The organism is Oceanicella actignis, from assembly GCF_900111545.1.
GTDB lineage: Bacteria > Pseudomonadota > Alphaproteobacteria > Rhodobacterales > Rhodobacteraceae > Oceanicella > Oceanicella actignis.
The window spans coordinates 530,826-555,932 of the sequence record NZ_FOHL01000003.1; the positions used below are offsets into that span (position 1 = coordinate 530,826).

The 25,107-nt window shown below is 72.4% G+C and carries 22 protein-coding genes and 2 pseudogenes; 22 read left to right on the forward strand and 2 right to left on the reverse strand.

The window, feature by feature from the left end; all coding sequences use genetic code 11:
* Positions 1-7 precede the first annotated feature (7 nt).
* The 15 genes and pseudogenes from BMW67_RS07670 to BMW67_RS07740 all read left to right on the forward strand — a co-directional run bounded on the left by BMW67_RS07670 (position 8) and on the right by BMW67_RS07740 (position 15,297).
* Positions 8-1,668: pseudogene (locus BMW67_RS07670) on the forward strand (SulP family inorganic anion transporter).
* Between the two features lie 105 nt (positions 1,669-1,773).
* Positions 1,774-2,484 (forward strand): Crp/Fnr family transcriptional regulator, encoded by a 711-nt coding sequence (locus BMW67_RS07675; protein WP_245728482.1) that lies wholly within the window; start codon positions 1,774-1,776, stop codon positions 2,482-2,484.
* Positions 2,485-2,586: 102 nt separating this feature from the next.
* The gene (locus BMW67_RS07680; RefSeq protein ID WP_072746545.1) at positions 2,587-2,802 is read left to right on the forward strand and encodes a YgaP family membrane protein; all 216 of its coding nucleotides are present in this window, start codon (positions 2,587-2,589) and stop codon (positions 2,800-2,802) included.
* Positions 2,803-2,905: 103 nt separating this feature from the next.
* Positions 2,906-3,790, forward strand: coding sequence for an MBL fold metallo-hydrolase (locus BMW67_RS07685; protein WP_091764193.1), 885 nt, complete (start codon positions 2,906-2,908; stop codon positions 3,788-3,790).
* 82 nt (positions 3,791-3,872) lie between these two features.
* Positions 3,873-5,561 (forward strand): bifunctional protein tyrosine phosphatase family protein/NAD(P)/FAD-dependent oxidoreductase, encoded by a 1,689-nt coding sequence (locus BMW67_RS07690; RefSeq protein ID WP_072746139.1) that lies wholly within the window; start codon positions 3,873-3,875, stop codon positions 5,559-5,561.
* A 100-nt stretch (positions 5,562-5,661) separates the two neighbouring features.
* Positions 5,662-7,401 carry a SulP family inorganic anion transporter gene (locus BMW67_RS07695; RefSeq protein ID WP_072746138.1) on the forward strand — a complete coding sequence of 580 codons (1,740 nt, stop codon included), beginning with the start codon at positions 5,662-5,664 and terminating at the stop codon, positions 7,399-7,401.
* A 100-nt stretch (positions 7,402-7,501) separates the two neighbouring features.
* Positions 7,502-8,362, forward strand: coding sequence for a YihY/virulence factor BrkB family protein (locus BMW67_RS07700; RefSeq protein ID WP_072746543.1), 861 nt, complete (start codon positions 7,502-7,504; stop codon positions 8,360-8,362).
* A gap of 87 nt (positions 8,363-8,449) precedes the next feature.
* A complete protein-coding gene (locus BMW67_RS07705) occupies positions 8,450-9,619 on the forward strand; it encodes an acyl-CoA dehydrogenase family protein (protein ID WP_072746137.1) in 1,170 nt (389 codons plus the stop codon).
* A gap of 252 nt (positions 9,620-9,871) precedes the next feature.
* Positions 9,872-10,186: pseudogene (gene rplU / locus BMW67_RS07710) on the forward strand (50S ribosomal protein L21); the annotation flags it as partial.
* A 26-nt stretch (positions 10,187-10,212) separates the two neighbouring features.
* Complete coding sequence (gene rpmA, locus BMW67_RS07715) at positions 10,213-10,482, forward strand: 50S ribosomal protein L27 (protein WP_072746135.1); 270 nt, start codon at positions 10,213-10,215, stop codon at positions 10,480-10,482.
* A 96-nt stretch (positions 10,483-10,578) separates the two neighbouring features.
* Entirely contained in the window at positions 10,579-11,208 is a 630-nt protein-coding gene (locus BMW67_RS07720) for a GNAT family N-acetyltransferase (protein ID WP_083581117.1), read from the forward strand.
* Positions 11,209-11,254: 46 nt separating this feature from the next.
* Positions 11,255-12,292: a GTPase ObgE gene (gene obgE / locus BMW67_RS07725; RefSeq protein ID WP_072746134.1), complete on the forward strand. Its 1,038-nt coding sequence runs from the start codon at positions 11,255-11,257 to the stop codon at positions 12,290-12,292.
* Between the two features lie 50 nt (positions 12,293-12,342).
* A complete protein-coding gene (gene proB / locus BMW67_RS07730) occupies positions 12,343-13,446 on the forward strand; it encodes a glutamate 5-kinase (RefSeq protein WP_072746541.1) in 1,104 nt (367 codons plus the stop codon).
* Positions 13,443-13,970, forward strand: a complete 528-nt coding sequence (locus BMW67_RS07735; RefSeq protein ID WP_072746133.1) for a hypothetical protein — start codon at positions 13,443-13,445, stop codon at positions 13,968-13,970. Before proB ends, BMW67_RS07735 begins: the two co-directional genes overlap by 4 nt.
* A 49-nt stretch (positions 13,971-14,019) precedes the next feature.
* Positions 14,020-15,297, forward strand: a complete 1,278-nt coding sequence (locus tag BMW67_RS07740; RefSeq protein WP_072746132.1) for a glutamate-5-semialdehyde dehydrogenase — start codon at positions 14,020-14,022, stop codon at positions 15,295-15,297.
* Here the strand turns inward: BMW67_RS07740 and BMW67_RS07745 are convergent.
* Positions 15,257-16,189: a helix-turn-helix domain-containing protein gene (locus BMW67_RS07745; protein ID WP_072746131.1), complete on the reverse strand. Its 933-nt coding sequence runs from the start codon at positions 16,187-16,189 to the stop codon at positions 15,257-15,259. The two genes, BMW67_RS07740 and BMW67_RS07745, sit on opposite strands and share 41 nt — an antisense overlap.
* Before the next feature lie 92 nt (positions 16,190-16,281).
* Between BMW67_RS07745 and pobA the strand changes: the two genes are divergently transcribed.
* Positions 16,282-17,490, forward strand: coding sequence for a 4-hydroxybenzoate 3-monooxygenase (gene pobA, locus BMW67_RS07750; protein ID WP_072746130.1), 1,209 nt, complete (start codon positions 16,282-16,284; stop codon positions 17,488-17,490).
* A 39-nt stretch (positions 17,491-17,529) separates the two neighbouring features.
* Here the strand turns inward: pobA and BMW67_RS07755 are convergent, their stop codons facing one another.
* A complete protein-coding gene (locus BMW67_RS07755; protein ID WP_072746129.1) occupies positions 17,530-18,999 on the reverse strand; it encodes a short-chain fatty acyl-CoA regulator family protein in 1,470 nt (489 codons plus the stop codon).
* Positions 19,000-19,349: 350 nt separating this feature from the next.
* Between BMW67_RS07755 and BMW67_RS07760 the strand changes: the two genes are divergently transcribed.
* The 6 genes from BMW67_RS07760 to BMW67_RS07785 all read left to right on the forward strand — a co-directional run.
* Entirely contained in the window at positions 19,350-20,696 is a 1,347-nt protein-coding gene (locus tag BMW67_RS07760) for a substrate-binding protein (protein ID WP_072746128.1), read from the forward strand.
* 182 nt (positions 20,697-20,878) lie between these two features.
* Positions 20,879-21,907: a branched-chain amino acid ABC transporter permease gene (locus BMW67_RS07765; RefSeq protein ID WP_072746127.1), complete on the forward strand. Its 1,029-nt coding sequence runs from the start codon at positions 20,879-20,881 to the stop codon at positions 21,905-21,907.
* A gap of 1 nt (position 21,908) precedes the next feature.
* On the forward strand, positions 21,909-23,072 hold the full coding sequence (locus tag BMW67_RS07770) for a branched-chain amino acid ABC transporter permease (protein WP_072746126.1): 1,164 nt from the start codon (positions 21,909-21,911) through the stop codon (positions 23,070-23,072).
* Between the two features lie 11 nt (positions 23,073-23,083).
* On the forward strand, positions 23,084-23,845 hold the full coding sequence (locus BMW67_RS07775) for an ABC transporter ATP-binding protein (RefSeq protein ID WP_072746125.1): 762 nt from the start codon (positions 23,084-23,086) through the stop codon (positions 23,843-23,845).
* Positions 23,842-24,618, forward strand: a complete 777-nt coding sequence (locus BMW67_RS07780; protein ID WP_072746124.1) for an ABC transporter ATP-binding protein — start codon at positions 23,842-23,844, stop codon at positions 24,616-24,618. The genes BMW67_RS07775 and BMW67_RS07780 overlap by 4 nt, the downstream gene beginning before the upstream one ends.
* A 107-nt stretch (positions 24,619-24,725) precedes the next feature.
* A partial coding sequence (locus tag BMW67_RS07785; RefSeq protein WP_143053717.1) for an acetyl-coenzyme A synthetase N-terminal domain-containing protein occupies positions 24,726-25,107 on the forward strand: 382 nt, incomplete at its 3' end.

Sequence of the window (25,107 nt, forward strand, 5' to 3'; positions counted from 1 at the left end):
GCCGGACATGAACCGCATTCCAGCTTCTGCGCCCGAAACGCCAGGCTTCGCCGATCTTTACACGCCCAAGCTCGTGACCGTCCTGCGCGAAGGCTATGGCCTTGGCCATCTGCGCGCCGACGCCGTGGCGGGCCTGACCGTGGCCATCGTGGCGCTGCCGCTGTCCATGGCCATCGCCATCGCCTCGGGCGCGACTCCGGCGCAGGGGCTGTGGACGGCCATCGTCGGCGGGTTCCTGGCGTCGCTGCTGGGCGGCTCGCGCTTTCAGATCGGCGGGCCGGCGGGCGCCTTCATCGTGCTGGTCTCGGCGACGGCGGTCCGGCACGGGATGGACGGCCTGATCCTGGCGACCTTCCTTTCGGGGATCATCCTGGCCGCGGTGGGGCTTCTGCGGCTGGGCGCGTTCGTCAAGTTCATTCCCTTCCCGGTGACGGTGGGCTTCACCTCGGGCATCGCGGTCATCATCTTCGCCAGCCAGCTGCGCGAGCTTCTGGGGATGAACCTGACGCACGAGCCGGGGCCGCTGCTCGAGAAGATCCCCGCGCTGTGGGCCGCGCGCGACACGGTCACGCCGCAGGCCGCGGCGCTGTCGGCGGCGACGGCGGGCGCGATCCTTGCGCTGCGGCGCTGACGGCCCCATTGGCCGGGCATGCTGATCGCGACGGCGGCCGCGGCGGCGGCGGTCGCGGCGCTGGATCTGCCGGTGCAGACCATCGGATCGCGCTTCGGCGGCATTCCCTCGACCCTGCCGGCGCCGCGGCTGCCGGATCTTTCGCCGGCCAGGGTGCTCGAGGTGCTGCCCGCCGCGGCCTCCTTCGCCATGCTCGGCGCCATCGAATCGCTGCTCTCGGCGGTGGTGGCCGACGGCATGACCGGGCGGCGGCGCCGGTCGAACTGCGAACTGGTCGCGCAGGGCGTGGCGAACATGGGCCGGTGTCGGGCATGCTGCACGCGCTGTTCCTGCTGCTGTTCGTGCTGGTCGCTGCGCCGCTGGCCTCTTACGTGCCGCTGGCGGCGCTGGCGGGCATCCTGGCGGTCGTGGCCTGGAACATGATCGAGCGCCCGGCCATCGCCGCGCTGGCGCGCTCGGGCGCGGGCGAGACGATGGTGCTGGCGCTGACCTTCCTGCTGACCGTCTTCCGCGACCTGACCGAGGCGATCGTGGCGGGGGTGGCGCTGGGCTCGGTGCTGTTCATCCACCGCATGAGCCGCATGACCGCCATCGCCGCCGAAACCCCGCTGGTTCCGCAGGACATGCCCGACGACGCCGAGCCCCGCCGCCCCTATGACGAGGCCGCCGCCGCGGACCCCGACGTGGTGGTCTACCGCATCCGCGGCGTACTGTTCTTCGGCGCGGCGGCCTCGATCGCCTCGGTGCTGGACCGCATCCAGGACACGCACCGCGCGCTCATCATCGATTTCTCCGAGGCGCCGATGCTCGATTCCACCGGCGCCAGCATGATCGAGGAGCTGGCGCGCAAGATGCGCCGGCGCGGCGTGACGCTCTGGCTGACCGGCGCGCGGCGCGACATCCGCCGGGTGCTGCTGGCCCATGGCCTGCGGCGGCCCGCGGCGCGCTACGCCCCCGCGGTCGAGGACGCGCTGCGCGCCATCCGCGCCGAACGCGCGCGCGAGCGCGCCGGCGCGCCCGAAGCGGCGCAGGCCTGAGCGCGCGGGCGGCGCGGCGGGATTTGTGCGAAAAATTCGTGTGGTTTCTTCCCTGATCGCTTGCCTTGCGCTAGGTTGTCGCGTGCAACGAGCAGGAGAGCCGAAGTGAAGGAAACCGTCGCTCCCGCCGCGCCGCGCCCCGGCGCCCTGGGCGCCCATGCGGGCTGGACGGGGCGCTTCGCCGGACTGGCGCGGCTGAGCCCGGCGCTGCGCCGCAAGCTCGAGGACGCCGCGCGCCTGCGCCGCTTCGCCGCCGGCGAGCGCGTCTTCGGCCCCGGCGAGAAGGCGCGCGGCATGCTGTTCCTGCTGTCGGGCGCGGTGCGCGTGCACCAGACCTCGCGCGGCGGGCGCGAGATCGTGCTCTACCGCGTCGCGGCGGGGGAAAGCTGCGTGATGACCGCCGCCTGCCTGTTCGCCGAGCAAAGCTATCATGCCGAGGGCGTGGCCGAGACCGACGTGGTCGCCGCCGAGGCGCCGCGCGCCACCTTCGAGGCGCTTCTGGCCGATTCGCCCGAGTTCCGCGACTTCGTCTTCGCCGCCTACTCGCACCGCATGATCGAGCTGTTCCGCGTGGTCGAGGACGTGGTCTTCGGGCGCATGGACCTGCGCATCGCCGAGCGCCTGTGCCAGCTGGCCGACGAGGAGGGCGTCGCGCGCGTCACCCATCAGGACCTTGCGGCCGAGCTGGGCACCGCGCGCGAGGTGGTCTCGCGCCAGCTGGCCGAGTTCCAGCGCCGCGGCTGGATCGAGCAGGGGCGCGGGCGCGTGCGCCTTTCCGACCGCGAGGCGCTGGCGCGCTTCGCCGCCTCGGCCTGAGGGCGGGGGCGAGAAAATCGCGCGTTGTGTGACCTAGTCACTGAAGGCGGCGCGCGGCGTCTCCATATGTTTCTCACGCAAACCGTCCAGGAGGATGAAGACATGACCAGGAACGTTGGAACCATCGACCGCGCGATCCGCGCCCTGATCGGGCTGGCGGCGCTCTGGCTCGCCTTCGCCTCGGACTGGGCGCCGGCGCGCGAGGGCGCGGGCTTCTGGCTGGCGGCGATCGTCGGCGTGGTGATGCTGGCCACCGCCGCCGTCAGCATGTGCCCCCTCTACCGCATTCTCGGCATCCGCACCTGCAAGGAGTGCTGACGCCGCCCCGCGACGGATCAGGAGACAGGCCATGAACGAGATGAACCAGCAGCAGCGCATGGACGCGCACAACGCCCGCATGAGCGAAGAGATCGCCCGCCCGATCGCGGGCTATCCGGTGAACATGCAGGTCCGCCCCGAGGTCGAGGGCTTCTATGACGAGGCCACGGCCACCATCAGCTACATCGTCAAGGACCCGACCTCGAACGCCTGCGCGGTCATCGACAGCGTGATGGACATCGACTACGCCGCCGGGCGCATCACCTTCGATCACGCCGACATGCTCATCGCCCGCATCCGCGAGCGCGGGCTGGAGCTGCAGTGGATCATCGAGACCCACGCCCATGCCGACCACCTGTCGGCCGCGCCCTACATCCAGCAGAAGCTGGGCGGCAAGATCGGCATCGGCGAGAACATCAGGATCGTGCAGGAGGTCTTCGGCAAGATCTTCAACGAGGGCACCGAGTTCCAGCGCGACGGCAGCCAGTTCGACGCCCTGTTCAAGGACGGCGACACCTACATGATCGGCAACATGCAGGCCTTCGCCATGCACACGCCGGGCCACACGCCCGCCTGCATGACGCATGTGATCGGCGACGCGGCCTTCGTGGGCGACACGCTGTTCATGCCCGACGGCGGCTCGGCGCGCGCCGACTTCCCCGGCGGCGACGCGGGCATGCTCTACGACTCGATCATGAAGGTGCTCAGCCTGCCCGACGAGATGCGCCTGTTCATGTGCCACGACTACAAGCCCGGCGGCCGCGAGGTGAAGTGGGAGACCACCGTCGCCGAGGAAAAGGCCCACAACATCCATGTCGGCGGCGGGCGCACGCGCGAAGAGTTCATCAAGCTGCGGACCGAGCGCGACAAGACGCTGTCCATGCCGACGCTGATCATCCCCTCGATCCAGGTGAACATCCGCGCCGGCCGCATCCCGCGCGACAAGGACGGCAACGAGATGCTCAAGGTGCCGATCAACAAGCTCTGAGCGCGGCTTGCCGAACGCGTTGCGCGGCAGCTTTGGCGCGCCCCCGAACGGGGCGCGCCGCGTGGGAGGAAGGGATTTCGTCATGGACGCCAGGAAACTTGACGCGCGCCTGTCGGTCGCGCCGCAGATCGCGCCCGAGGAGGTCGCGGATCTGGCCGCGCGGGGCTATCGCGCCATCATCTGCAACCGCCCCGACGGCGAGGGGCCCGACCAGCCCGCCTTCGCCGAGATCGAAGCCGCCGCGCGCGCGGCCGGCGTCGAGGCGCGCCATCTGCCCGTGGTCTCGGGCGCGGTGCGCGACGAGGACGCCGAGGCCTTCGCCCAGGCGCTGAACGAGCTGCCCGGGCCGATCCTGGCCTATTGCCGCACGGGCACGCGCTCGGCCACGCTCTGGGCGCTGGCCCAGGCCCGCGAGGGCGCGCGCCCGCTGCCCGACATCCTCGCCGCCGCCAAGGCCGCCGGCTACGACCTGTCCGGCGTCGCCCGGCGCCTGGCCAATGGCGGGCGCCTGCCGCGCCCCGAAGCCGGCGACGAGCGCCACGACGTGCTCATCGTCGGCGCGGGGGCGGGCGGCGTCGCGGTCGCGGCCAGCCTCAAGCGCCGCCGGCCCGATCTGGACGTGGCGATCATCGACCCGGCCGACGTGCACTACTACCAGCCGGGCTGGACGCTGGTGGGCGGCGGCGTGTTCGCGCCGCGCCAGACGGTCATGCCCATGGCGCAGGTCATTCCCGACGGGGTGCGCTGGATCAAGGCCGCCGTCGCCGCCTTCGAGCCCGAGAACGACGCCGTGGTTCTGGACGGGTGCAAGGTGGTGCGCTACGGGCGGCTGATCGTGGCGCCGGGGCTGCGTCTGGCGTGGGAGAAGATCGCCGGCCTGCCCGAGACGCTGGGCCGCAACGGCGTGACCTCGAACTACCGCTTCGACCTTGCGCCCTACACCTGGGAGCTGGTGCGCGGCCTGCGCTCGGGGCGCGCGATCTTCACCCAGCCGCCCATGCCCATCAAATGCGCCGGCGCGCCGCAGAAGGCGATGTATCTGTCCGCCGATCACTGGCTGCGGCAGGGCGTGCTCAAGGACATCGAGGTGCATTTCAACAATGCGGGCGGCGTGCTGTTCGGCGTCAAGGACTACGTCCCCGCGCTGATGGAGTACGTGAAGCGCTACGACGCCCGGCTGAACTTCTTCCACAACCTGATCGCCGTGGACGGCCCCGCGCGCAAGGCGGTGTTCGAGGTGCGCGAGCCCGACAAGGAGCCGCGCCAGGTCGAGATGGAGTTCGACATGATGCACGTCACGCCGCCGCAGGTCGCGCCGGATTTCGTGCGCGTCTCGCCCCTTGCGGACGAGGCGGGGTGGGTGGACGTGGACCCGGCCACGCTGCGCCACAAGCGATACGAGAACATCTGGTCGCTTGGCGACGTGATGAACGCGCCCAACGCCAAGACCGCCGCCGCCGCGCGCAAGCAGGCGCCCGTGGTGGCCGAGAACGTGATCGCCGACATCGACGGCAAGGCGCCGGTCGCCACCTATGACGGCTACGGCTCGTGCCCGCTGACGGTCGAGCGGGGCAAGATCGTGCTGGCCGAGTTCGGCTATGGCGGCGCGCTCAAGCCCAGCTTCCCGAAATTCGTCATCGACGGCACGCGCCCCTCGCGGCTGGCCTGGCTGCTGAAGGAAAAGCTCCTGCCGCCGATCTACTGGAAGGCGATGCTGCGCGGGCGCGAGTGGCTTGCCGCGCCCGAGCCGGCGCCGGCCGCGGGCGCGTGAGGGGCGGCGCCCAACCGGATGACCGCGCCGGCCGCGGCGGGCGGCCGGCGCGGCGCAACGGCCTCGCCGCTGCGGGCGCGGGCGCGACGGGACGAAAGACATGACCAAGCTGGCAAGGTTCCTGCCGATCCTGGACTGGGGGCGGCGCTACGATCGCACGACCTTCTCCAACGACGCGGTCGCGGCGGTGATCGTGACCATCATGCTGGTGCCGCAATCGCTGGCCTATGCGCTGCTGGCGGGGCTGCCGCCCGAGGCGGGCATCTACGCCTCGATCGCGCCGATCGTGCTTTACGCCATCTTCGGCACCAGCCAGGCGCTGGCCGTGGGGCCGGTGGCGGTGGTCTCGCTGATGACGGCGACGGCGGTCGGCCAGGTCGCCGAGCAGGGCACGGCCGGCTACGCGGCGGCGGCGCTGACGCTGGCCTTCCTGTCCGGCGCCTTCCTTCTGGCGCTGGGCGCGCTTCGGCTGGGCTGGCTGGCGAATTTCCTGAGCCATCCGGTCATCGCCGGGTTCATCACCGCCTCGGGCGTGCTGATCGCGACCAGCCAGCTCAAGCACATCCTGGGCGTGCAGGCCGGCGGGCACAACCTGATCGAGATGGTCGGCTCGCTGATCGCGCATCTTGGCCAGGTCAACGCGCCCACCCTCGTCATCGGCGCCGGGGCGACGGCGTTCCTGTTCTGGGTGCGCAAGGGGCTCAAGCCGCTGCTGCTGCGGGCGGGATTGCCGCCGCTGGCCGCCGACATCCTGTCCAAGGCCGGGCCGGTGGCGGCGGTGGCGGTCACCACCGCGATCACGGCGCTGCTCGACCTTGGCGCGGCGGGGGTGGCGATCGTGGGGCAGGTGCCGCAGGGGCTGCCGCCGCTGACCATGCCCGATTTCGCGCCCGATCTGGTGGCGCAGCTGGCGCTTCCGGCCGTGCTGATCTCGATCATCGGCTTCGTCGAGTCGATCTCGGTCGCCCAGACCCTGGCGGCCAAGCGGCGCCAGCGCATCGACCCCGATCAGGAGCTGATCGGCCTGGGCGCGGCCAATCTGGGCGCGGCCTTCACGGGCGGCTATCCGGTGACGGGCGGCTTCGCGCGCTCGGTGGTGAATTTCGATGCGGGCGCGCAGACGCCGGCGGCGGGCGCGTTCACGGCCGGCGGGCTGCTGATGGCCTCGCTGTTCCTGACGCCGCTGATCCACGACCTGCCCAAGGCGACGCTGGCGGCGACGATCATCGTCGCGGTGCTGGGGCTGGTTGACCTGTCGATCCTGCGGCGCACCTGGCGCTACAGCCGCGCCGATTTCGCCGCCGTGGCCGCGACCATCGCGTTGACGCTGCTGGCGGGGGTCGAGACGGGCGTGGCCTCGGGGGTGGCGCTGTCGGTGGCGCTGCACCTTTACAAGACCGCCCGGCCCCATGTGGCCGAGGTGGGGCTGGTGCCCGGCACGCAGCATTTCCGCAACGTTCGCCGCCACAAGGTCGAGACGGCGCCGAACCTGCTGACGCTGCGCGTGGACGAGAGCCTGTATTTCGTCAACGCCCGCTTTCTCGAGGACATGGTCCTTTCGCGCGTCGGCGAGGGCGGGGCGGTCAGCGACGTCGTGCTGATGATGTCGGCGGTGAACGAGATCGACTTCTCGGCGCTCGAGACGCTCGAAGAGCTCAACCGCCGGCTGCGCGACATGGGCGTGCGGCTGCACCTGTCCGAGGTCAAGGGGCCGGTGATGGACCGCCTGCGCCGAAGCCATTTCCTTGACGAGCTGACGGGAAAGGTTTTCCTGTCGCAATGGGATGCGTGGCGCGAGCTGGCCCGCCCCGCCCAAGGGGGCGCGCGCGCCGCGCGCTGAAGGGGCGCGCGGCGGGTCCGGCCCGCGCGGGGCGCCCAGGGGCGCGGGCGACGGCGAAAGCGGGGGCGATTTGGGCGAACCGATCGGGCGAGACGGCGGCGTGGGCGCGCCTGCGCCCCCTGGGCGCGGGCGGCTGCGCGCGGCGCTGGCGCTGGCGCGCGGCGTGGCCGAGGACGTCGCGCGCAAGCAGCTGAGCCTGGTCGCCGCCGGCGTGGCGTTCTACGGCATGCTTGCGCTTTTTCCCGCGCTGACCGCCTTCGCGGCGATCTGGGGGCTGTTCGCCGATCCGGCGGCGGTGCGCGATCAGCTTGACGCGCTGGGGCCCGTTCTGCCCGACGACGTGCGGCGGATGCTGTCGGCGCAGCTGGTCGCGGCCGCCCGCGCCAAGGACGAGACCGCGGGCTGGGCCGGCGCGCTGTCGCTGGCGCTGTCGCTGTGGTCGGCGCGGGCGGGGACGGGCGCGGTCATCAAGGCGCTCAACGCCGTGCACGAGGCGCCCTCGCGCGGGGGGGTGGGCCATTACCTGGCCGCGCTGGGGCTGACCGCGGCGCTGATCGTGCTGGGCGTGCTGGCGTTGACGGCGATCGTGATCGCGCCGCTGGCGCTGGCGCTTCTGCCGCTGGGACCGGCGGCGGCGCTGGCGGCCGAGGCGGCGCGCTGGGCGCTGGCGGCGGCGGTGATGACGGCGGGCGTCGGGCTGACCTATCGCTTCGGGCCGAACCGGCGCGGGCGGCGGCTGCCCTGGATCACCTGGGGCGCGGCGGCGGCGATCGTGCTGTGGATCGCGGCGTCGGCGGGCTTTTCGCTCTATCTGTCGCAATTCGGCGCCTATGGGCGCATCTACGGCGCGCTGGGCGCGGTCGTGGCCATGCTGATGTGGCTTTACCTGTCGGCCTTCGCGCTTCTTCTGGGGGCGGCGATCGACGCCCGGCTCGAGCGCATCCGCGCGCCCAGGCCTTGACCGCGCCCGGGGTTCGCCCGGGGTTTGACGGCGCCGCCGCGCCGGGCCATGCTCGGCGCCGAGCCCTCTTCGTCGCCGGAGCCGGTCATGACCGAGATGTTCGACGCCGCGGCGCGCAGCGCCGTCTTCTTCGACGAGACGCACCGGATCATTCGCGATCAGCTGCGCCGCTTCGTCGAGCAAGAGATCAAGCCGCATGCCGAGGCCTGGGAGCGCGAGGGCGCGACCCCGCGCGAGGTTCTGCGCCGCATGGGCGAGCTGGGCTTTCTCGGCCTGCGCTATCCCGAGCGCTTCGGCGGCGCGGGGCTGGGCGCGACGGCCTCGGTCGTCCTGGCCGAAGAGCTGGGCCGGAGCGGCTTCGGCGGCGTCGCCATCACGGTTCTGGTGCACACCGACATGGCGGGCGTGCACATCCTCAACGCCGGGGACGAGGCGCAGCAGGCGCGCTGGCTGCCCGACATCGTGAGCGGGCGCCGGATCGCCGCCATCGCCGTCACCGAGCCCGGCGCCGGCTCGGACGTCAAGGCGCTGGCCACGCGGGCGCGGCGCGACGGCGAGGACTGGGTGATCGACGGCGAGAAGATCTTCATCACCAACGGCGTGCGCGGCGACCTCGTCATCGTGGCCGCGCGCACAGAAGGGGCGCCGCCGTCCAGCGCCGGCGTCTCGATGCTGGTGGTCGAGCGGGGCGCGCCGGGGCTGACGGTGGCGCGCGCGCTCGACAAGCATGGCTGGCGTTCCTCGGACACGGCCGAGCTGCGCTTCGAGGGCTGCCGCGTGCCCGCGCGCAACCTGCTGGGGCAAGAGGGGCGCGGATTCTACGAGATCATGCGCAACTTCCAGAACGAGCGCCTCGTCCTTGCGGCCATGGCGATGGGCGAGGCGCAGGCGGCGCTGGCGTTGACGCTTGCGCATGTGCGCACGCGCCGGGCCTTCGGCGGCGCGCTGTGGGACAAGCAGGCCATCCGCCAGCGCCTGGCCATGCTGGCCGCGCGGGTCGAGGCGGCGCGGCACATGATCTATGCGCTGGCGCGCCGCATCGAGGCGGGCGAAGAGACGGTGCGCGAGGTGTCGATGCTCAAGGCCCTGTGCGGCGAGCTGGTCAACGACGTCATGCGCGACTGCGTGCAGTTCCACGGCGCCATGGGCTTCATGCGCGAAAGCGCGATCGAGCGCATGGCCCGCGACGCGCGCGTGCAGGCGATCGGCGGCGGCGCGACCGAGGTCATGCTCGAGGAGGTGGCCAAGCGCATGTGAGCGCCCCGACCGGATCCCGGGCGCCGGGCGGGCGCGCGGCGCATGGCGGCCCCGGGGCGCGCGGCCGGCGGGGGCTCTTGACTCGGGCCGCGCGCGAAGGGATAAGCGCGCTCTCGGCGGGCGCCTTCGGGCGCTCCGTCGGGCGTGTTTCACTCTCGCCCCTCGCGGGGCGCGCAGTCCGAAGGCCAGGGCCCGGCCCTGACGAAGTCCGCAAGGCGCCGCAGGACGCGGAAGACGAAAGGAAGACCGGCCATGTTCGCGGTCATCAAGACGGGCGGCAAGCAATACAAGGTCGCCAAGGACGACGTGTTCAACGTCGAGAAGATCGTCGCCGAGGAAGGCGCCGAGATCGAGTTCGACCAGGTGCTGATGCTGGGCGGCGAGGGCGAGCCCGTGGTCGGCGCGCCGCTGGTCGAGGGCGCGCGCGTGAAGGCCGAGGTGGTCGCCCAGACCCGCGGCCCGAAGGTCATCACCTTCAAGAAGCGCCGCCGCAAGCACTCTTCGGCCCGCAAGAAGGGCCACCGCCAGCATCTGACGCGCGTGCGGATCAAAGAGATCATCGCCAACTGAAGCCCGGACCGTAGGAGAAGAAGATGGCACACAAGAAGGCAGGCGGCTCGTCCCGCAACGGCCGCGACTCCGCCGGTCGTCGTCTCGGCGTCAAGAAGTTCGGCGGCCAGGCCGTCGTTCCCGGCAACATCATCGTGCGCCAGCGCGGCACCAAGATGTGGCCCGGCGCCAATGTCGGCATGGGCAAGGATCACACCCTGTTCGCCCTGGCCGAGGGCTCGGTGCGCTTCCACAAGGGCCTGAAGGGGCGCATGTTCGTCTCGGTGGCCCCGCGCGAGGAAGCCGCGGAGTAATCCGTCGCGAATCGCCGCGCGAGGATCGGGCCGGCGGCGCGACCGCCGGCCCTTTGCGTTCGCGGCCCGATGCGGGCGCAAGGGCAGGAGGCTGACATGACCGATCGATCGGCCCCCGACCAGATCCCCGGGCAGGTCCCCGGGCAGGTCTTCGCCGTCGGCGAGCGCCTGTCGCTGCGCGCGCCGCGCCGATCGGATGCGGGGCCCGTCTCGCTCTATCTGGGCGATGCGCGCGTGGCGCGGATGCTGCGCGCGACGCCCCATCCCTATCCGCCCGGCGCGGCCGAGGCGCTGATCGAGCGCGCCCTGTCGGGCCGCCGGGCGGGGCGGCTTCTGGCCATCGACGCCTCGGCCTCGGGCGGGCCCGAGCTGGCGGGGCTGGTCTATCTGGACCCGGCCGGGACCGACGCGCGCGGCCGGCCGGTCCACGAGGTCAGCTTCATGATCGGCCCGCCCTTCTGGAAGACCGGCTACGCGACCGAGGCGCTCGACCTTCTGGCCGAGCGGATCTTCGCCGAGGGGGCGGGCGCGCTCACGGCCACGGTCTTCGCCGACGATCCGGCCTCGGCGCGGCTTCTGACGGGGCTGGGCTTTCGCTGGCTGGGCGAGACCGAGGCCCCCTCGGCCGCGCGCGGCGGCCCCGCGCCCGCCTGGCGCTACCGGCTTTCGGCCGAGGACCGCGCCGCGCGGCTCGAACAGGACGCCAGGGCGCGCGCGGGCGGTTGACCGCGGCGCGCGCGCACCCCAAATCTGCCGCCGAAAGGGGCGATCCATGAAGTTTCTCGATCTGGCCAAGGTCTATATCCGCTCGGGCTCGGGCGGCCCGGGCTGCGTGTCGTTCCGGCGCGAGAAGTTCGTCGAATACGGCGGCCCCGACGGCGGCGACGGCGGCAAGGGCGGCGACGTCTGGGCCGAGGCGGTCGAGGGGCTGAACACCCTCATCGACTACCGCTACCAGCAGCACTTCCGCGCGAAGAACGGCGAGCACGGCATGGGCCGCCAGCGCACCGGCCGGGGCGGCGAGGACGTGGTGCTGAAGGTGCCGGTGGGCACCGAGATCCTCGACGAGGACCAGGAGACGGTCATCGCCGACCTGACCGCGCCGGGCCAGCGCGTGCTGCTGGCGCGGGGCGGCAACGGGGGCTTCGGCAACCTGCACTTCAAGTCCTCGACCAACCAGGCGCCGCGCCGCGCCAATCCGGGCCAGCCGGGGGTCGAGCGCACCATCTGGCTGCGGCTCAAGCTGATCGCCGATGCGGGGCTGGTGGGGCTGCCCAACGCCGGCAAGTCCACCTTCCTTGCGGCGACCTCGAACGCGCGGCCCAAGATCGCCGACTATCCCTTCACCACGCTGCACCCCAATCTGGGCGTGGTGGGCGTGGACGGGGCCGAGTTCGTGATGGCCGACATCCCCGGCCTGATCGAGGGCGCGCATGAGGGCAAGGGCATCGGCGACCGTTTCCTTGGCCATGTCGAGCGCTGCGCCGTGCTGCTGCATCTGGTGGACGGCACGGCGCAGGACCCGGCCGAGGACTACCGCATCGTGCGCGCCGAGCTGGAAAGCTACGGCCACGGCCTGGCCGAGAAGCCCTCGGTGGTGGCGCTCAACAAGATCGACGCGCTGGACGAGGAGCTGTGCCGCATGCAGGCCGACGAGCTGCGCGCGGCGGGGGCCGCGCATGTGATGTTCTGCTCGGGGGCCACGGGGCGCGGCGTGACCGAGGTGCTGCGCGCGGTGCGCGCGGTGATCCTTCGCGCGCGCGAAGATGCCGCCCGCGCCGAGGCCGGAGACGAGCCGTGGCAGCCGTGAGCGACGCGGCCTCGAAGGCGGGGGCGACGGGCGCGACGGGGGCGGCGCGGCTGCTGGCGGCGCGCCGCCTGACGGTCAAGATCGGCTCGGCGCTGCTGGTGGACGGCGCGCGCGGCGAGCTACGGCGCGACTGGCTGGCCGGCGTCGCGCAGGACCTGGCCGAGGCGCGCGCGCGCGGAACCGAGGTGCTGGTGGTCTCGTCCGGCTCGATCGCTCTGGGCCGCCGCGTGCTGGCGCTTGCGCCCGGCCCGCTGCCGCTCGAGCGCGCCCAGGCGGCCGCGGCGGTGGGGCAGATCCGCCTGGCCCAGGCCTGGCACGAGGCGCTGGCCGCGCAGGGGATGACGGCGGCGCAGGTGCTGCTGACGCTCGAGGACACGCGCGACCGGCGCCGCTACCTGAACGGGCGCGAGACGCTGGCCGCGCTCCTGTCGCTGGGCGCGACGCCCGTGGTGAACGAGAACGACACCGTCGCCACCGACGAGATCCGCTTCGGCGACAACGACCGCCTCGCCGCGCGCGTGGCGCTGATGGCCGGCGCCGACGCGCTGGTGCTTCTGTCGGACGTGGACGGGCTCTATACCGCCAACCCGCGCCAGGATCCGACCGCCCGCCGCATCGACCTGGTCGAGCGCATCACCCCGCAGATCGAGGCCATGGCCGCCGGCGCGGGCACCGAGGCGGGAACGGGCGGCATGCGCACCAAGCTGCTGGCGGCCAAGACGGCCACGCGCGGCGGCTGCGCCATGGCGATCGCGCGCGGCGACGTGGCGCGCCCGCTCAAGGCGCTGATCGACGGCGCGCCCTGCACCTGGTTCGCGCCCGAGAGCACCCCCCTGGCCGCGCGCAAGCAGTGGATCGCGGGCATGAAGCCGCTTGGCCGGGTGCATGTGGATGCGGGCGCGGCGGCGGCCCTGGCGGCCGGGCGCTCGCTGTTGCCCGCCGGGGTGACCCTGGTCGAAGGCGCGTTCGAGCGCGGCGATCCGGTCTCGATCCACGGCCCCGACGGGGCGGCGCTGGGGGCGGCGCTGTGCGCCTATTCGGCCGACGAGGCGCGCATCATCGCCGGCCGTCGCAGCGCCGAGATCGCGCGGCTTCTGGGCTATCCGGGGCGCTCTGTGCTGGCGCATCGCGACGATCTGGTGATGTGGCGATGAGAGGGCGGCGCCCCCCGGCCCGCCCCTCGGCCCGTCCCGCCCGCATCGCGTCGGCCGCGGCGGCGCTGGCCGCGCTGGCCGCCTGCGCCGCGCCCGGACCCGAGGCCGGGCCCGCGGCGGGCGGCGCCGACGCCTCGGCGCAGGCGCCGGCCGGTCCGGCCGTCATCGCCGCGGCGCCCGCCCTGCGCGAGGCCGCGGCCGACGCCGCGCCCGGCGCCCGGCTTGCGCCCGCGGCCGAGGACGGGGCGCTGATCGCGGCGCTTTGCGGCGCGGCGCCTCGGCCCGATCTGGCGCTGACCTTGCGCCATCCCACGGTCGAAGAGCTGGCCGCCTGCGCCGCGCGCGGCGCGGCGCTGACCTCGGTGCGGCTGGCCGGGCGCGTGGGGGCGGGCGACGCCGGCGCGGGCGCCTTCCTGGTCTATGACGCGGCCCATCTGCGCCCCGAGGCGCGCGAGGCGGCGCGGCGGCTCGAGGCGTCGCGGCATCTGGCCTTGGCCGCGCGCAAGGCGTATTCAGGGGGCTGACCCGCGCCCTCCGGGCGCGCCGACCGAACCGCAGCCGAGGAGCCCGCCCATGCCCGAGGATCACGACCGCATCGACGTCGCCGCCCAGATGCGCGCCATCGGCGCCGCCGCGCGCGAGGCGGCGGGCGCGCTGTCGTCGGCCCCGGCGGCGCAGCGCGCCGCGGCGCTGAACGCCGGCGCCGACGCGATCGAGGCGCGCGCCGCCGACATCCTGGCCGCCAATGCGCGCGACATGGAAGCCGCCCGCGCCAAGGGCCTGTCGAGCGCGATGCTCGACCGCCTGATGCTGGACGAGGGGCGCGTGCGCGCCATGGCCCAGGGCCTGCGCGCCGTCGCCGCCCAGGACGACCCGGTGGGCGCGGTGATGGCCGAGTGGACGCGCCCCTCTGGGCTGCGCATCCGGCGCGTGCGCACGCCCATCGGCGTGGTCGGCGTGATCTATGAAAGCCGGCCCAACGTGACCGCCGACGCCGGCGCGCTGTGCCTGAAATCGGGCAATGCCGCGATCCTGCGCGGCGGCTCGGAAAGCCTGCATTCCTCGCGCGCCATCCACGCCTGCCTGCAGCAGGGTCTGCGCGCCGCCGACCTGCCCGAGGCGGCGATCCAGCTGGTTCCCACCGCCGACCGCGCGGCGGTGGGCGAGATGCTGCGCATGACCGAGTTCATCGACGTCATCGTGCCGCGCGGCGGCAAGGGGCTGGTCGGCCGCGTGCAGCAAGAGGCGCGCGTGCCCGTCTTCGCCCATCTCGAGGGCATCTGCCATGTCTACGCCGACCGCGCCGCCGATCCCGAAAAGGCGCTGGCGGTGATCCTCAACGCCAAGACGCGCCGGCCGGGCATCTGCGGCGCGGCCGAGTGCCTGCTGCTCGACCGCCCCTTCGCCCAGGCCCACGGCGCGCGCGTGCTGGACGCGCTGATCCGCGCCGGGGTCGAGCTGCGCGGCGACGAGGCCAGCCGCGCCCTCGACGCGCGCGTGCGCCCCGCCGCGCCCGACGATTACGGGCGCGAGTTCCTCGACATGATCATGGCCGTGCGCGTGGTCGAGGGCGTGGACGAGGCCATCGCGCATATCGCCCGCTACGGCTCGCAGCACACCGACTGCATCCTGACCGAGGACGACGAGGCCGCCGCGCGCTTCTTCTCGCGGCTCGACAGCGCGATCCTGATGCGCAACGCCTCGACGCAGTTCGCCGATGGGGGCGAGTTCGGCATGGGCGCCGAGATCGGCATCGCCACGGGCAAGCTGCACGCGCGCGGCCCCGTCGGCGCCGAGCAGCTGACCACCTTCAAGTATCTGGTCGAGGGCGACGGGACCGTGCGCCCCTGATCCCGCCCGCGCCGCCGTCATCGCCCGCCGCCCCGGCGCGCCGCAGCGCCGAGGGCGGCGCGCCCGCCCGCCGCGCGAAGAAGCGCGAGAAATGCGCAGGGTCGCCGAAGCCCAGCGACCAGCCGACCTGAGCCACGCTCATCGAGGTGAAGATCAGCCGCCGCCGCGCCTCGGCGACCAGGCGGCGGTGGATCAGCTCCTGCGCCGAGGCGCCCAGACGGCGGCGGCAGGCGCGGCTCAGATGCGCCGCGCTCACGCCCAGCGCCGCCGCCGCCTCGGCCACGCGCGGCGCGGCGCGCCGGCCGGGCTCTGCGGGGTGGGCGATGCGCGCCTCGACCAGCGACAGGAAGCGGCGGACAAGGGCCTCGTCCGCGGCGGGCGCGGCGCGCGCGGGGGCGCGGGCGGACGCCTGCCGCGCGAACCAGAGCGCGACCAGCCGGCCATGAGCGCGCAGCGCCTCGTCGCGGCCCGGGCGGCGGGCGGCGAATTCGGCCGCCAGCAGCGCCAGCAGCGCCTCGAGCTCGGCCGCGTCCTCGGGCGCGGGCCGCAGCGCCAGCGGCCCGTCCAGCCCCGGCGCCTCGGCGTCGGCGCGCTGCATGGTCAGCACATGCCCCTCGGCGCCGGGGTCGAAGGCGAAGCCATGCACCACGGGGGCGGGCACGAAGGCCGCCATGCCCGCGCGCAGCCGGCGCTCGGTTCCGTCAAGCAGCAGCCGCGCGCCTCCGCGCGACAGCCAGAAGAACTGGCTCAGCCCGGCATGGCGGTGCGGGGCGATGCGCCCGCCATGCAGGCGGCTGCGCGCCGAGATGGACTCCCAGTGCAGCGGCTCGGGCAACGCGTCGCCGGGGTCTGGCTCGCCATAGAGGGCGAAGATGGGGATTTGCGGCTCCATGTTCGATTCATGCAAGTTTCGGCGCGAAACTTCCATTCCTGATCGCGCCCGCCTGCGCAATATCGGCATGAGGAACGTCAAGGGAGGACGCCATGCGCACGCGGGTCGCGGTGATCGGCGGCGGGCCGGCGGGGCTTTTGCTCGGCCAGCTGCTGCATCTGGATGGAATCGAGACGGTGGTGATCGAGCGGCGCAGCCGCGAGCATGTGATGGGCCGCATCCGCGCCGGCGTGATCGAGACCGGAACGGCCGAGCTGCTGCGCCGCGCGGGCGTGGGCGCGCGCATGGATGCCGAGGGGCTGGCGCATGACGGGGCGCTGTTCGTCGGCCCCTCGGCCGAGCTGCGGGTCGATTTCCGCGACCTGGTCGGGCGCGGCGTGCTGGTCTACGGCCAGACCGAGCTGACGCGCGACCTTTACGCCGCGCGCGATGCGGCGGGCGGCGTCGTGATCGACCGCGCCGAGGTGACGGCGATCGAGGGGCTGGACGGTCCGCGGCCCGAAATCGTCTATCGCCGCGACGGGCGCGAGGGGCGCATCGCCTGCGACTACGTCGCCGGCTGCGACGGTCATCATGGCGTCTCGCGGCGGGCGATCCCGGCTCATGCGCTGCGCGAACATGCGCGCGCCTTGCCCTTCGGCTGGCTGGGCGTGCTGTCGCGTACCCGCCCCACGCATCCCGAGCTGATCTATGCGCGCCATCCGCGGGGCTTCGCGCTGTGCTCGATGCGCTCGGCCGAGGTCTCGCGGCATTACGTGCAGGTTCCGCTGAGCGAACGGGTCGAGGACTGGTCCGACGCGCGCTTCTGGGACGAGCTGCGCGCCCGTCTGCCCTCCTGGGCGGCCGAGGCGACGACGCCCGGCCCGACGATCGAGAAGTCGATCGCGCCCGTGCGCGCCTTCGTGGCCGAGCCCATGCGCTGGGGGCGGCTGTTCCTGGCGGGCGACGCGGCGCATATCGTGCCGCCGACCGGCGCCAAGGGGCTGAACCTTGCGGCGCAGGATGTGGGCGATCTGCACGCCGCCCTGCGCGCCGCGATCCTCGAGGGCGACGAGGCCGCGCTCGACGCCTATGGGCCGCGCGCGCTGGCGCGGGTGTGGCGGGCGGTGCGCTTCAGCTGGCGGCTGACGCGGATGCTGCATGTCTGGCCCGGGGCCGATCCGTTCGAAGAGCGGCTGCAGGACGCCGAGCTGGCCCATCTCGCCGCCTCGCGCCGCGCCCGGGCCGAGCTTGCCGAGGCCTATGTCGGGCTGGCCTTCGCCCCGCCCGAAGGCGGCGCGCCGGCGCCGGAGGGCGCGTAGAGCGCCCCATGCGGGCCCGGCCCCGCGGCCGCGGCGCGCTCAGCCGAACACCGGGTCCTCGGCGCGGTGGGCGCAGTCGGCGCGCGGGCAGATGCGGCAGTTCGGGCCCACCGGCTCGGGCTGTTCGCCGGGGCGGGCGGCGTAGATGGTGTCGGCCGCGGCCTGTTCGGGCAGCGCCAGCAGCGTGGCGCGGATCTGCTCGGGTCGGCCGAAGGCGCCGTCGCCGGCATCGGCGGCGCGCGCCACGAAGACCACTCTTGCGCCGTCGGGAAACGCGGCCAGCTGGCGCAAGGTGCGCCCCGGCGCGCTCAGCGCCCGGTAGACGGCCCAGAGCGGGCAGGCCGCGCCGTAGCGCGGCAGGACGATCTCGGGCAGCAGCCGGCGCGACAGCGCCAGGCCGGCGGCGTTGACGCGCATATGCGCCGCGCGCGGCCCCGCGGCGCCCGGGCGGGTCATGGCGGCGATGCGGCGCGCGGCGTGGTCGAAGCCCGCCCCGAAGCGCGCGGCCAGCGCGTCGGCGTCCCATGCCGCGGCGCGTCCGGCCTCGAGGAACGGGCCGTAGGGGGCGATGAGCGCGTCGGCGGCGTAATCGGCCAGCGCCTCGCGCGCGCGGCGGCGGGCGGCCTCGGCGCGCAGGGGCGGGCGCGCGTCGAGCTCGGCCTCGAGCGCCTCGGCGCAGGTCGAAAGGACCGCGGCGCGGGCGGCGGCGCGCAGCGTCTCTTCGCGCGAAAGGGCGCGCGGGGCGGGCTGGCCGGCCAGGACGGGCGCCAGCGCCGCCGGGTCCAGCGCCGCCTCGAGGCCGAGCCCGAGGCGCGCGCGCAGGGCCTCGGCCGCCGCCTCGAGCCGGTCGAAGCGGTTGTCGGCGGCCAGGAAGGCCTCGTCGATCTCTTCGGCCGGGGCGGCGGCGCGGGCGCCCGCGCGGTCGGCGTCGAAGAACTGCGCCAGGCTCTGGGCCACTTCGGACAGGCGCGCGCTCTCTTCGGTCAGGATGTGGTGGAAGCGCGCGCGCTGGGGCGGTTCGATGTCCTCGACCGCGGCCAGGATCTCGGAGGTCGAGCGGATGGCGGCGATGTTGGTCAGCATCCGGTGCACGGCGTCGGACAGGAAGGGATCGTGCGCCAGCCGGTCGGAAAGCGCGTCGAGCATGCGCGATTTCTCGCGCGAGGCCGACCAGGCGCGGGCCAGCGCGCGGGCCCAGCCGGGGGCGCGGGCGACCAGCTCGGCGGTCTGGGCGGGGTCGAGCGCCAGATCGGCGAAGTCGGGGTCGGCGGCCATCTCGGCCAGAAGCCCGGCGAGGCGCCGCTCTGCCGCGCCGTCGAGCGCCTCGGGCGGCAGGCCCAGCGCCTTGGCGGCGGCGCGCACGAGGCGGGGCGAGACGCCGCGCTTGGCGCTTTCGATCAGGTTCAGATACGAGGCCGAGATGCCCATGCGCCGGGCCAGCTCGGCCTGGGTGACGCCAAGGGCGCGGCGGCGCTCGCGGATGCGGGCGCCGACGATGGGGGCGCTCATGGCTCGCCGCGGCGCCGCGCCGCGGGGCGGGCGGCGGGCAGGGGCGGCGGCGCGGGGCGCGGTTCGGGGCGGCGGGGCGCCGGGCGCGGTTCGGGGCGAGCTTCGATCATTGCGCGCAAGTCCTTGTTCCGCTACGGAATGTTGCGCCGCAATGTCAACCGATTGACTATGCTGCGCGTGCGATAAGCAAAGCATTTACATAAAAACCCTTTTTCGTCAACGCCTTGTTGATTCATTTACAGGCTGTGGCATAGTCATGGCCGGGTTGGTCAATTTCCGGGCGCCGCGCCCGGTCCCGAGCCGCCGCAAGGGCGCGCCAGGCCGGCCCGAAAGATGAAAGGGAGGAATCCATGTCAGACAAACTGATCGTCAGCCGCCGCGGGCTGCTCAAGACCGGCGCCGCCGCGGGCGTGGGCCTCGCCGCCCCGATGGTGTTCTCGCGCCCGGCCTGGGCCTATACCAACGAGCCCAAGGGCAAGAGCGTGATCTTCGGCTTCAACGTGCCCCAGACCGGCGCCTATGCCGACGAGGGCGCGGACGAGCTGCGCGCCTATCAGCTGGCGGTCGAGCACCTGAACGGCGAGGGCGACGGCGGCATGCTGAACACCTTCTCGTCCAAGGCGCTCAAGGGCAACGGCGTGCTGGGCAAGAAGGTCGAATACGTCACCGGCGACACGCAGACCAAGTCGGACGCCGCGCGCGCCTCGGCCAAGCGCATGATCGAGAAGGACGGCGCGATCATGATCACCGGCGGCTCGTCCTCGGGCGTGGCCATCGCCGTGCAGGGCCTGTGCCAGGAGGCCGGCGTGATCTTCATGGCCGGGCTGACGCATTCGAACGACACCACGGGCAAGGACAAGAAGGCCAACGGCTTCCGCCACTTCTTCAACGCCTACATGTCGGGCGCGGCGCTGGCGCCGGTGCTCAAGGCCAATTACGGCTCGGACCGCAAGGCCTATCACCTGACCGCCGACTACACCTGGGGCTGGACGCAGGAGGAATCGATCGCCGCCGCCACCGAGGCGCTGGGCTGGGAGACCGTCGCGAAGGTGCGCACGCCGCTCGGGGCGGGCGATTTCTCGCAGTATCTGACGCCGGTGCTCAACTCGGGCGCGGACGTGCTGATCCTGAACCACTACGGCCGCGACATGGTCAACTCGCTGACCCAGGCGGTGCAGTTCGGCCTGCGCGACAAGATCGTGAACGGCAAGAAGTTCGAGATCGTGGTGCCGCTCTACTCGCGCCTGATGGCGCAGGGCGCGGGCGACGCGGTCAAGGGCATCTTCGGTTCGACCAACTGGCACTGGTCGCTGCAGGACGAGGGGTCGAAGGCCTTCGTCAAGTCGTTCGGCCAGAAATACGGCTTCCCGCCCAGCCAGGCGGCGCACACCTGCTACGTCCAGGCGCTGCTCTACGCCGATGCGTGCGAGCGCGCGGGCACCTTCAACCCGTGCGGCGTGGTCGAGGCGCTCGAGGGCTTCGAGTTCGACGGCATGGGCAACGGGCCGACGCTGTATCGGGCCGACGATCACCAGTGCTTCAAGTCGGTTCTGGTGGTGAAGGGCAAGGAGAACCCGACCTCGGAGTTCGACCGCCTCGAGGTGGTGGACCAGGTGCCGGCCGAGCAGGTCACCTACCCGCCGGATCACCCGATGTTCGCGGGCGGCGACCTGGGCAAGTGCAACCCGGGCGCCTGATCGCGCCGCGGCGCGCGGCGGGGCCGGCCGGCTCCGCCGACCCGCGGCCGGGCGGCTGACCGGCCGACGCGCCGGGCTTCTTCTTCTCATCCGCGCGCGGCGCCCCTTGCGGCGCGCCGCGCCGCCTTGCGCGCACGCGCCGCGCGGGCGTCACGCATCGTCCATTCGGGAGCCTGAGACTCATGGACGCCTTTCTTCTCCAAGTGCTCAACGGCCTGGACAAGGGCAGCGCCTACGCGCTGATCGCGCTTGGCCTGACGCTGATCTTCGGCACGCTGGGCGTGGTCAACTTCGCCCATGGCGCGCTGTTCATGCTGGGCGCCTTCTGCGCCGTCGCCTTCGACAAGGTGGTGACCGCCGAGCGCGTGCTGCTCGACCCCATCAAGAAGACCCCCTGGGGCACGCCGCTGGAGGTGCGCGTGCCTTACGCGAAGGTCTGGTTCGGCGATGCGGGCGAGTGGCTGATCGACTATTCGGTGCCGATCTCGCTGGCGCTGGCCGTGCCGGTGATGATGCTGATCGGCGTCGCCATGGAGCGCGGCCTGATCCGCCATTTCTACAAGCGCCCGCATGCGGACCAGATCCTGGTGACCTTCGGCCTGGCGATCGTGCTGCAGGAGCTGGTCAAGGCCGGCTTCGGCGCCAACCCCATTCCCATGCCGGCGCCGTCCTCGTATCAGGGCATGACCGATTTCGGCGCGCTGATCGGCATGGAGCCCAACACGGTCGTCTATCCCGCCTGGCGGCTGGTCTATTTCCTGTTCGCGGCCGCGATCATCGGCGCGGTGTTCGCCTTTCTGCAGTTCACCACCTTCGGCATGGTGGTGCGCGCGGGCATGGCCGACCGCGAGACGGTGGGCCTTCTGGGCATCGACATCGACCGGCGCTTCACCTTCATGTTCGGCCTGGCGGCCGTGGTGGCGGGCGCGGCGGGGGCGATGTATTCGCCCATTCTCAGCCCCGACTACCACATGGGCATGGACTTCCTGGTGCTCAGCTTCGTGGTCGTCGTGGTCGGCGGCATGGGCAGCCTGGGCGGCGCGGTGGCCGCGGGCTTCCTGCTGGGCATCCTGCAAAGCTTCGCCTCGATGAACGAGGTCAAGCAGATCCTGCCCGGCATCGACCAGATCATCATCTACCTGGTGGCGGTGGCCATCCTGCTGACCCGTCCGCGGGGCCTGATGGGCCGCAAGGGCGTGATGGAGAGCTGACATGACCAATCTCAACGCCGCCGACCGGCTTCTTCTGCTGCTGTTCGCCGTTGCGGTGCTGGCCGGGCCGGTGATCCTGGCGCCCTTCGGCGCGGGCTATCCGGACCTGTTGCAGAAATTCGCCATCTACGGGCTGTTCGCCATCGGCTTCAACATCCTGTTCGGGCTGACCGGCTATCTGAGCTTCGGCCACGCGGCCTTCCTGGGCGTCGGCTCCTACGCCGCGGTCTGGGCGTTCAAGCTGCTGAGCATGAACGTGCTGCCGGCGATCGTCTTCGCGGTGCTGCTGGGCGGGCTGTTCGCGCTGCTGATCGGCTATGTCTCGCTGCGGCGGTCGGGGATCTACTTCTCGATCCTGACGCTGGCCTTCGCGCAGATGAGCTACAACATGGCCTATTCGGTGCTGACGCCGCTGACGAACGGCGAGACGGGGCTTCAGATCGCGCTCGACGATCCGCGCATCCTGGACGGCGCCGGGCAGAGCGGGGGGCTGCCGCTGACCAACCTGTTCGGCCTGCCCATGAATAAGACCTGGGAGAGCGAGCTGCTGGGCATGACCGTGCAGTTCAACGTCGGCTTCTACCTTTGCGCGGCGGTGCTGATCCTGGGCTTCTACGCGGCGCTGCGCATCTTCCGCTCGCCCTTCGGGCTGATGCTGCGCGCGCTCAAGTCGAACCAGAACCGCCTCAACTACACGGGCGTCAACACGCGCCCCTACGCGCTGGCGGCCTTCGTGATCTCGGGCATGTATGCGGGGCTTGCGGGCGGGCTGCTGGCGGCGACCGACCCGCTGGCCGGCGCCGAGCGCATGCAGTGGACCGCCTCGGGCGAGGTGGTGCTCATGACCATCCTCGGCGGCGCGGGCACGCTGCTGGGGCCGGTTCTGGGCGCGGGCATGATCAAGTATTTCGAGGCCATCCTGTCGGCGATCAACAAGGCCGAGCTGTCGGACCTGCTGTCCTTCCTGCCCGACGCGCTGCGCGAGCCGCTGGTTTCGGTCCTGGCGCTGTTCGTGGGCGAGGGCTGGCACCTGACGCTTGGCGTGATCTTCATGGCCATCGTCATCTTCCTGCCCGGCGGTCTGGTCGAGGGCGCCCGGCGCGCGATGCGGCTGTTCTCGCGCGGCGCATCCGACGCGCCGTCCGAAGAACGGCCCGCAAAGTGAGGAGCGCGCAGATGGATCCCATTCTCAAGGTGCAGAACGTCAACAAGCGCTTCGGCGGGCTCAAGGCGCTCGACGACGTGAACCTGACGGTCGAGCGCGGCACGGTTCACGCCATCATCGGCCCCAACGGCGCGGGCAAGTCGACGCTGCTCAACTGCTTCGTCGGCCGCCTGACGCCCGACACGGGCACGGTGATGTTCGACGGGGTCTCGCTGCTGGGGCGCAAGCCGCACGAGATCAACCAGCTGGGCGTGAGCCGCGTGTTCCAGACGCCCGAGATCTTCGAGGCGCTGAGCGTGCTCGAGAACGTGATGGTGGCCGCGCTGGCCCATCGCGACGGCGCCTTCCGCATGAACGCCTGGGGCGCGCTCGACGCCGAGGTCGAGATCCGCGACCGGGTGCTGGCCACGCTCGAGGATGTGGGCCTGGCCCAGCGCCGCGCGATGGAGGCGGCCGCGCTCAGCCGCGGCGACAAGCGCCGGCTCGAGCTGGCCATGTGCCTGGTGCAGGACCCCAAGCTGCTGCTGCTGGACGAGCCGACGGCGGGCATGGCGCGCGCCGACACCAACAACACGATCGACCTGCTCAAGCGCCTGAGCGAAGAGCGCGGCATCACCAAGGTGGTGATCGAGCACGACATGCACGTCGTGTTCTCGCTGGCCCACCGGATCTCGGTCATGGCGCAGGGGCATGTGATCGTCGAGGACCGGCCCGAGAACATCAAGGGCAATCCCAAGGTCCAGGAAGCCTATCTGGGAGGGGCGCACGCATGACCATCATCGACGAGGACGCCTACCGCGCGGTGCAAAAACCCGAGAACCCGCGCAATCTGGGCTCGGCGCCGGCCTTCTTCTCGGTCTGGGACCTGCACGCCTATTACGGCGAGAGCTACATCGTGCAGGGCGTCAGCTTCAACATCCACGAGGGCGAGATCGTCGCGCTTCTGGGGCGCAACGGGGCGGGCAAGACCTCGACGCTGCGCGCGATCGCGCGCCTCGACAGTCCCGAGCGGCGCCATGGCGAGATCTGGCTGGACCATCAGCCGCTGCACCAGATGAAGTCGCACGAGGCGGCCCGCGCGGGCCTGCAGCTGGTGCCCGAGGATCGGCGCATCATTCCCGGCCTGACGGTCGAGGAAAACCTGAAGCTGGCCCAGATCGCGCCGCCCCAGGGCTGGTCCATCGAGCGCATCTACGAGCTGTTCCCGCGCCTTGGCGAGCGCCGCGCGCAAGAGGGCGTCACCCTGTCGGGCGGCGAGCAGCAGATGCTGGCCATCGGCCGCGCGCTGGCGCGGGACGTGAAGCTGCTGCTGCTCGACGAGCCCTATGAGGGGCTGGCGCCGGTGATCGTGCAGGAGATCGAGCGCACGCTGCTCGAGATCAAGAAGCTGGGCATCACCACCGTGCTGGTCGAGCAGAACGCCATCGCCGCGCTCAAGCTGGCCGATCGGGCCATCATCCTCGACATGGGGCAGGTGGCTTTCGACGGAACCGCGCAGCAGGTGCTGGACGACGCCGAGCTGCGGCGCGAGTATCTGGCCATCTGACGCGCCGCCCCCGCCGGCTTCCCGCCTTGCGGGGGCACGAAGGAAGCATTGCGCCGGCGCGCGCGTCGGCCGATCTTCGCGCGAAACGCTATGAGGGAGGCGCAGCCATGACCGACAGGATCTACCCGATTCCGCCCGAGATATCGTCGCGCGCGCATGTCGACGCGGCGGGCTACGAGCGGATGTATGCGCGCTCGATCTCGGATCCCGAGGGTTTCTGGGGCGAGCATGGCCGTCGGCTGGACTGGATCCGGCCGTATGCGAAGGTGAAGAACACGTCCTTCGCGTATCCCGACGTGTCGATCCGCTGGTTCGAGGACGGGACGCTGAACGTGTGCGCGAACTGCGTGGACCGTCACCTGAAGGAGCGGGCGGACCAGACGGCGATCATCTGGGAATCGGACGATCCGGGGGTGAGCGAACACATCACCTACGCCGAGCTTCACCGCCAGGTGTGCCGCTTTGCGAACGTTCTGCGGGCGATGGGGG

What these genes read in the sequence shown, in the direction of transcription:
- BMW67_RS07720 (WP_083581117.1), top strand. Translation starts at nt 10,579, where the DNA reads ATGACCGATCGATCGGCCCCCGACCAGATCCCCGGGCAGGTCCCCGGG.
- BMW67_RS07705 (WP_072746137.1), top strand. Translation starts at nt 8,450, where the DNA reads ATGACCGAGATGTTCGACGCCGCGGCGCGCAGCGCCGTCTTCTTCGAC.
- BMW67_RS07740 (WP_072746132.1), top strand. Translation starts at nt 14,020, where the DNA reads ATGCCCGAGGATCACGACCGCATCGACGTCGCCGCCCAGATGCGCGCC.
- BMW67_RS07780 (WP_072746124.1), top strand. Translation starts at nt 23,842, where the DNA reads ATGACCATCATCGACGAGGACGCCTACCGCGCGGTGCAAAAACCCGAG.
- BMW67_RS07775 (WP_072746125.1), top strand. Translation starts at nt 23,084, where the DNA reads ATGGATCCCATTCTCAAGGTGCAGAACGTCAACAAGCGCTTCGGCGGG.
- BMW67_RS07745 (WP_072746131.1), bottom strand. Translation starts at nt 16,189, where the DNA reads ATGGAGCCGCAAATCCCCATCTTCGCCCTCTATGGCGAGCCAGACCCC.
- BMW67_RS07695 (WP_072746138.1), top strand. Translation starts at nt 5,662, where the DNA reads ATGACCAAGCTGGCAAGGTTCCTGCCGATCCTGGACTGGGGGCGGCGC.
- rpmA (WP_072746135.1), top strand. Translation starts at nt 10,213, where the DNA reads ATGGCACACAAGAAGGCAGGCGGCTCGTCCCGCAACGGCCGCGACTCC.
- BMW67_RS07760 (WP_072746128.1), top strand. Translation starts at nt 19,350, where the DNA reads ATGTCAGACAAACTGATCGTCAGCCGCCGCGGGCTGCTCAAGACCGGC.
- BMW67_RS07735 (WP_072746133.1), top strand. Translation starts at nt 13,443, where the DNA reads ATGAGAGGGCGGCGCCCCCCGGCCCGCCCCTCGGCCCGTCCCGCCCGC.
- BMW67_RS07755 (WP_072746129.1), bottom strand. Translation starts at nt 18,999, where the DNA reads ATGAGCGCCCCCATCGTCGGCGCCCGCATCCGCGAGCGCCGCCGCGCC.
- pobA (WP_072746130.1), top strand. Translation starts at nt 16,282, where the DNA reads ATGCGCACGCGGGTCGCGGTGATCGGCGGCGGGCCGGCGGGGCTTTTG.
- BMW67_RS07770 (WP_072746126.1), top strand. Translation starts at nt 21,909, where the DNA reads ATGACCAATCTCAACGCCGCCGACCGGCTTCTTCTGCTGCTGTTCGCC.
- BMW67_RS07680 (WP_072746545.1), top strand. Translation starts at nt 2,587, where the DNA reads ATGACCAGGAACGTTGGAACCATCGACCGCGCGATCCGCGCCCTGATC.
- obgE (WP_072746134.1), top strand. Translation starts at nt 11,255, where the DNA reads ATGAAGTTTCTCGATCTGGCCAAGGTCTATATCCGCTCGGGCTCGGGC.
- BMW67_RS07690 (WP_072746139.1), top strand. Translation starts at nt 3,873, where the DNA reads ATGGACGCCAGGAAACTTGACGCGCGCCTGTCGGTCGCGCCGCAGATC.
- BMW67_RS07765 (WP_072746127.1), top strand. Translation starts at nt 20,879, where the DNA reads ATGGACGCCTTTCTTCTCCAAGTGCTCAACGGCCTGGACAAGGGCAGC.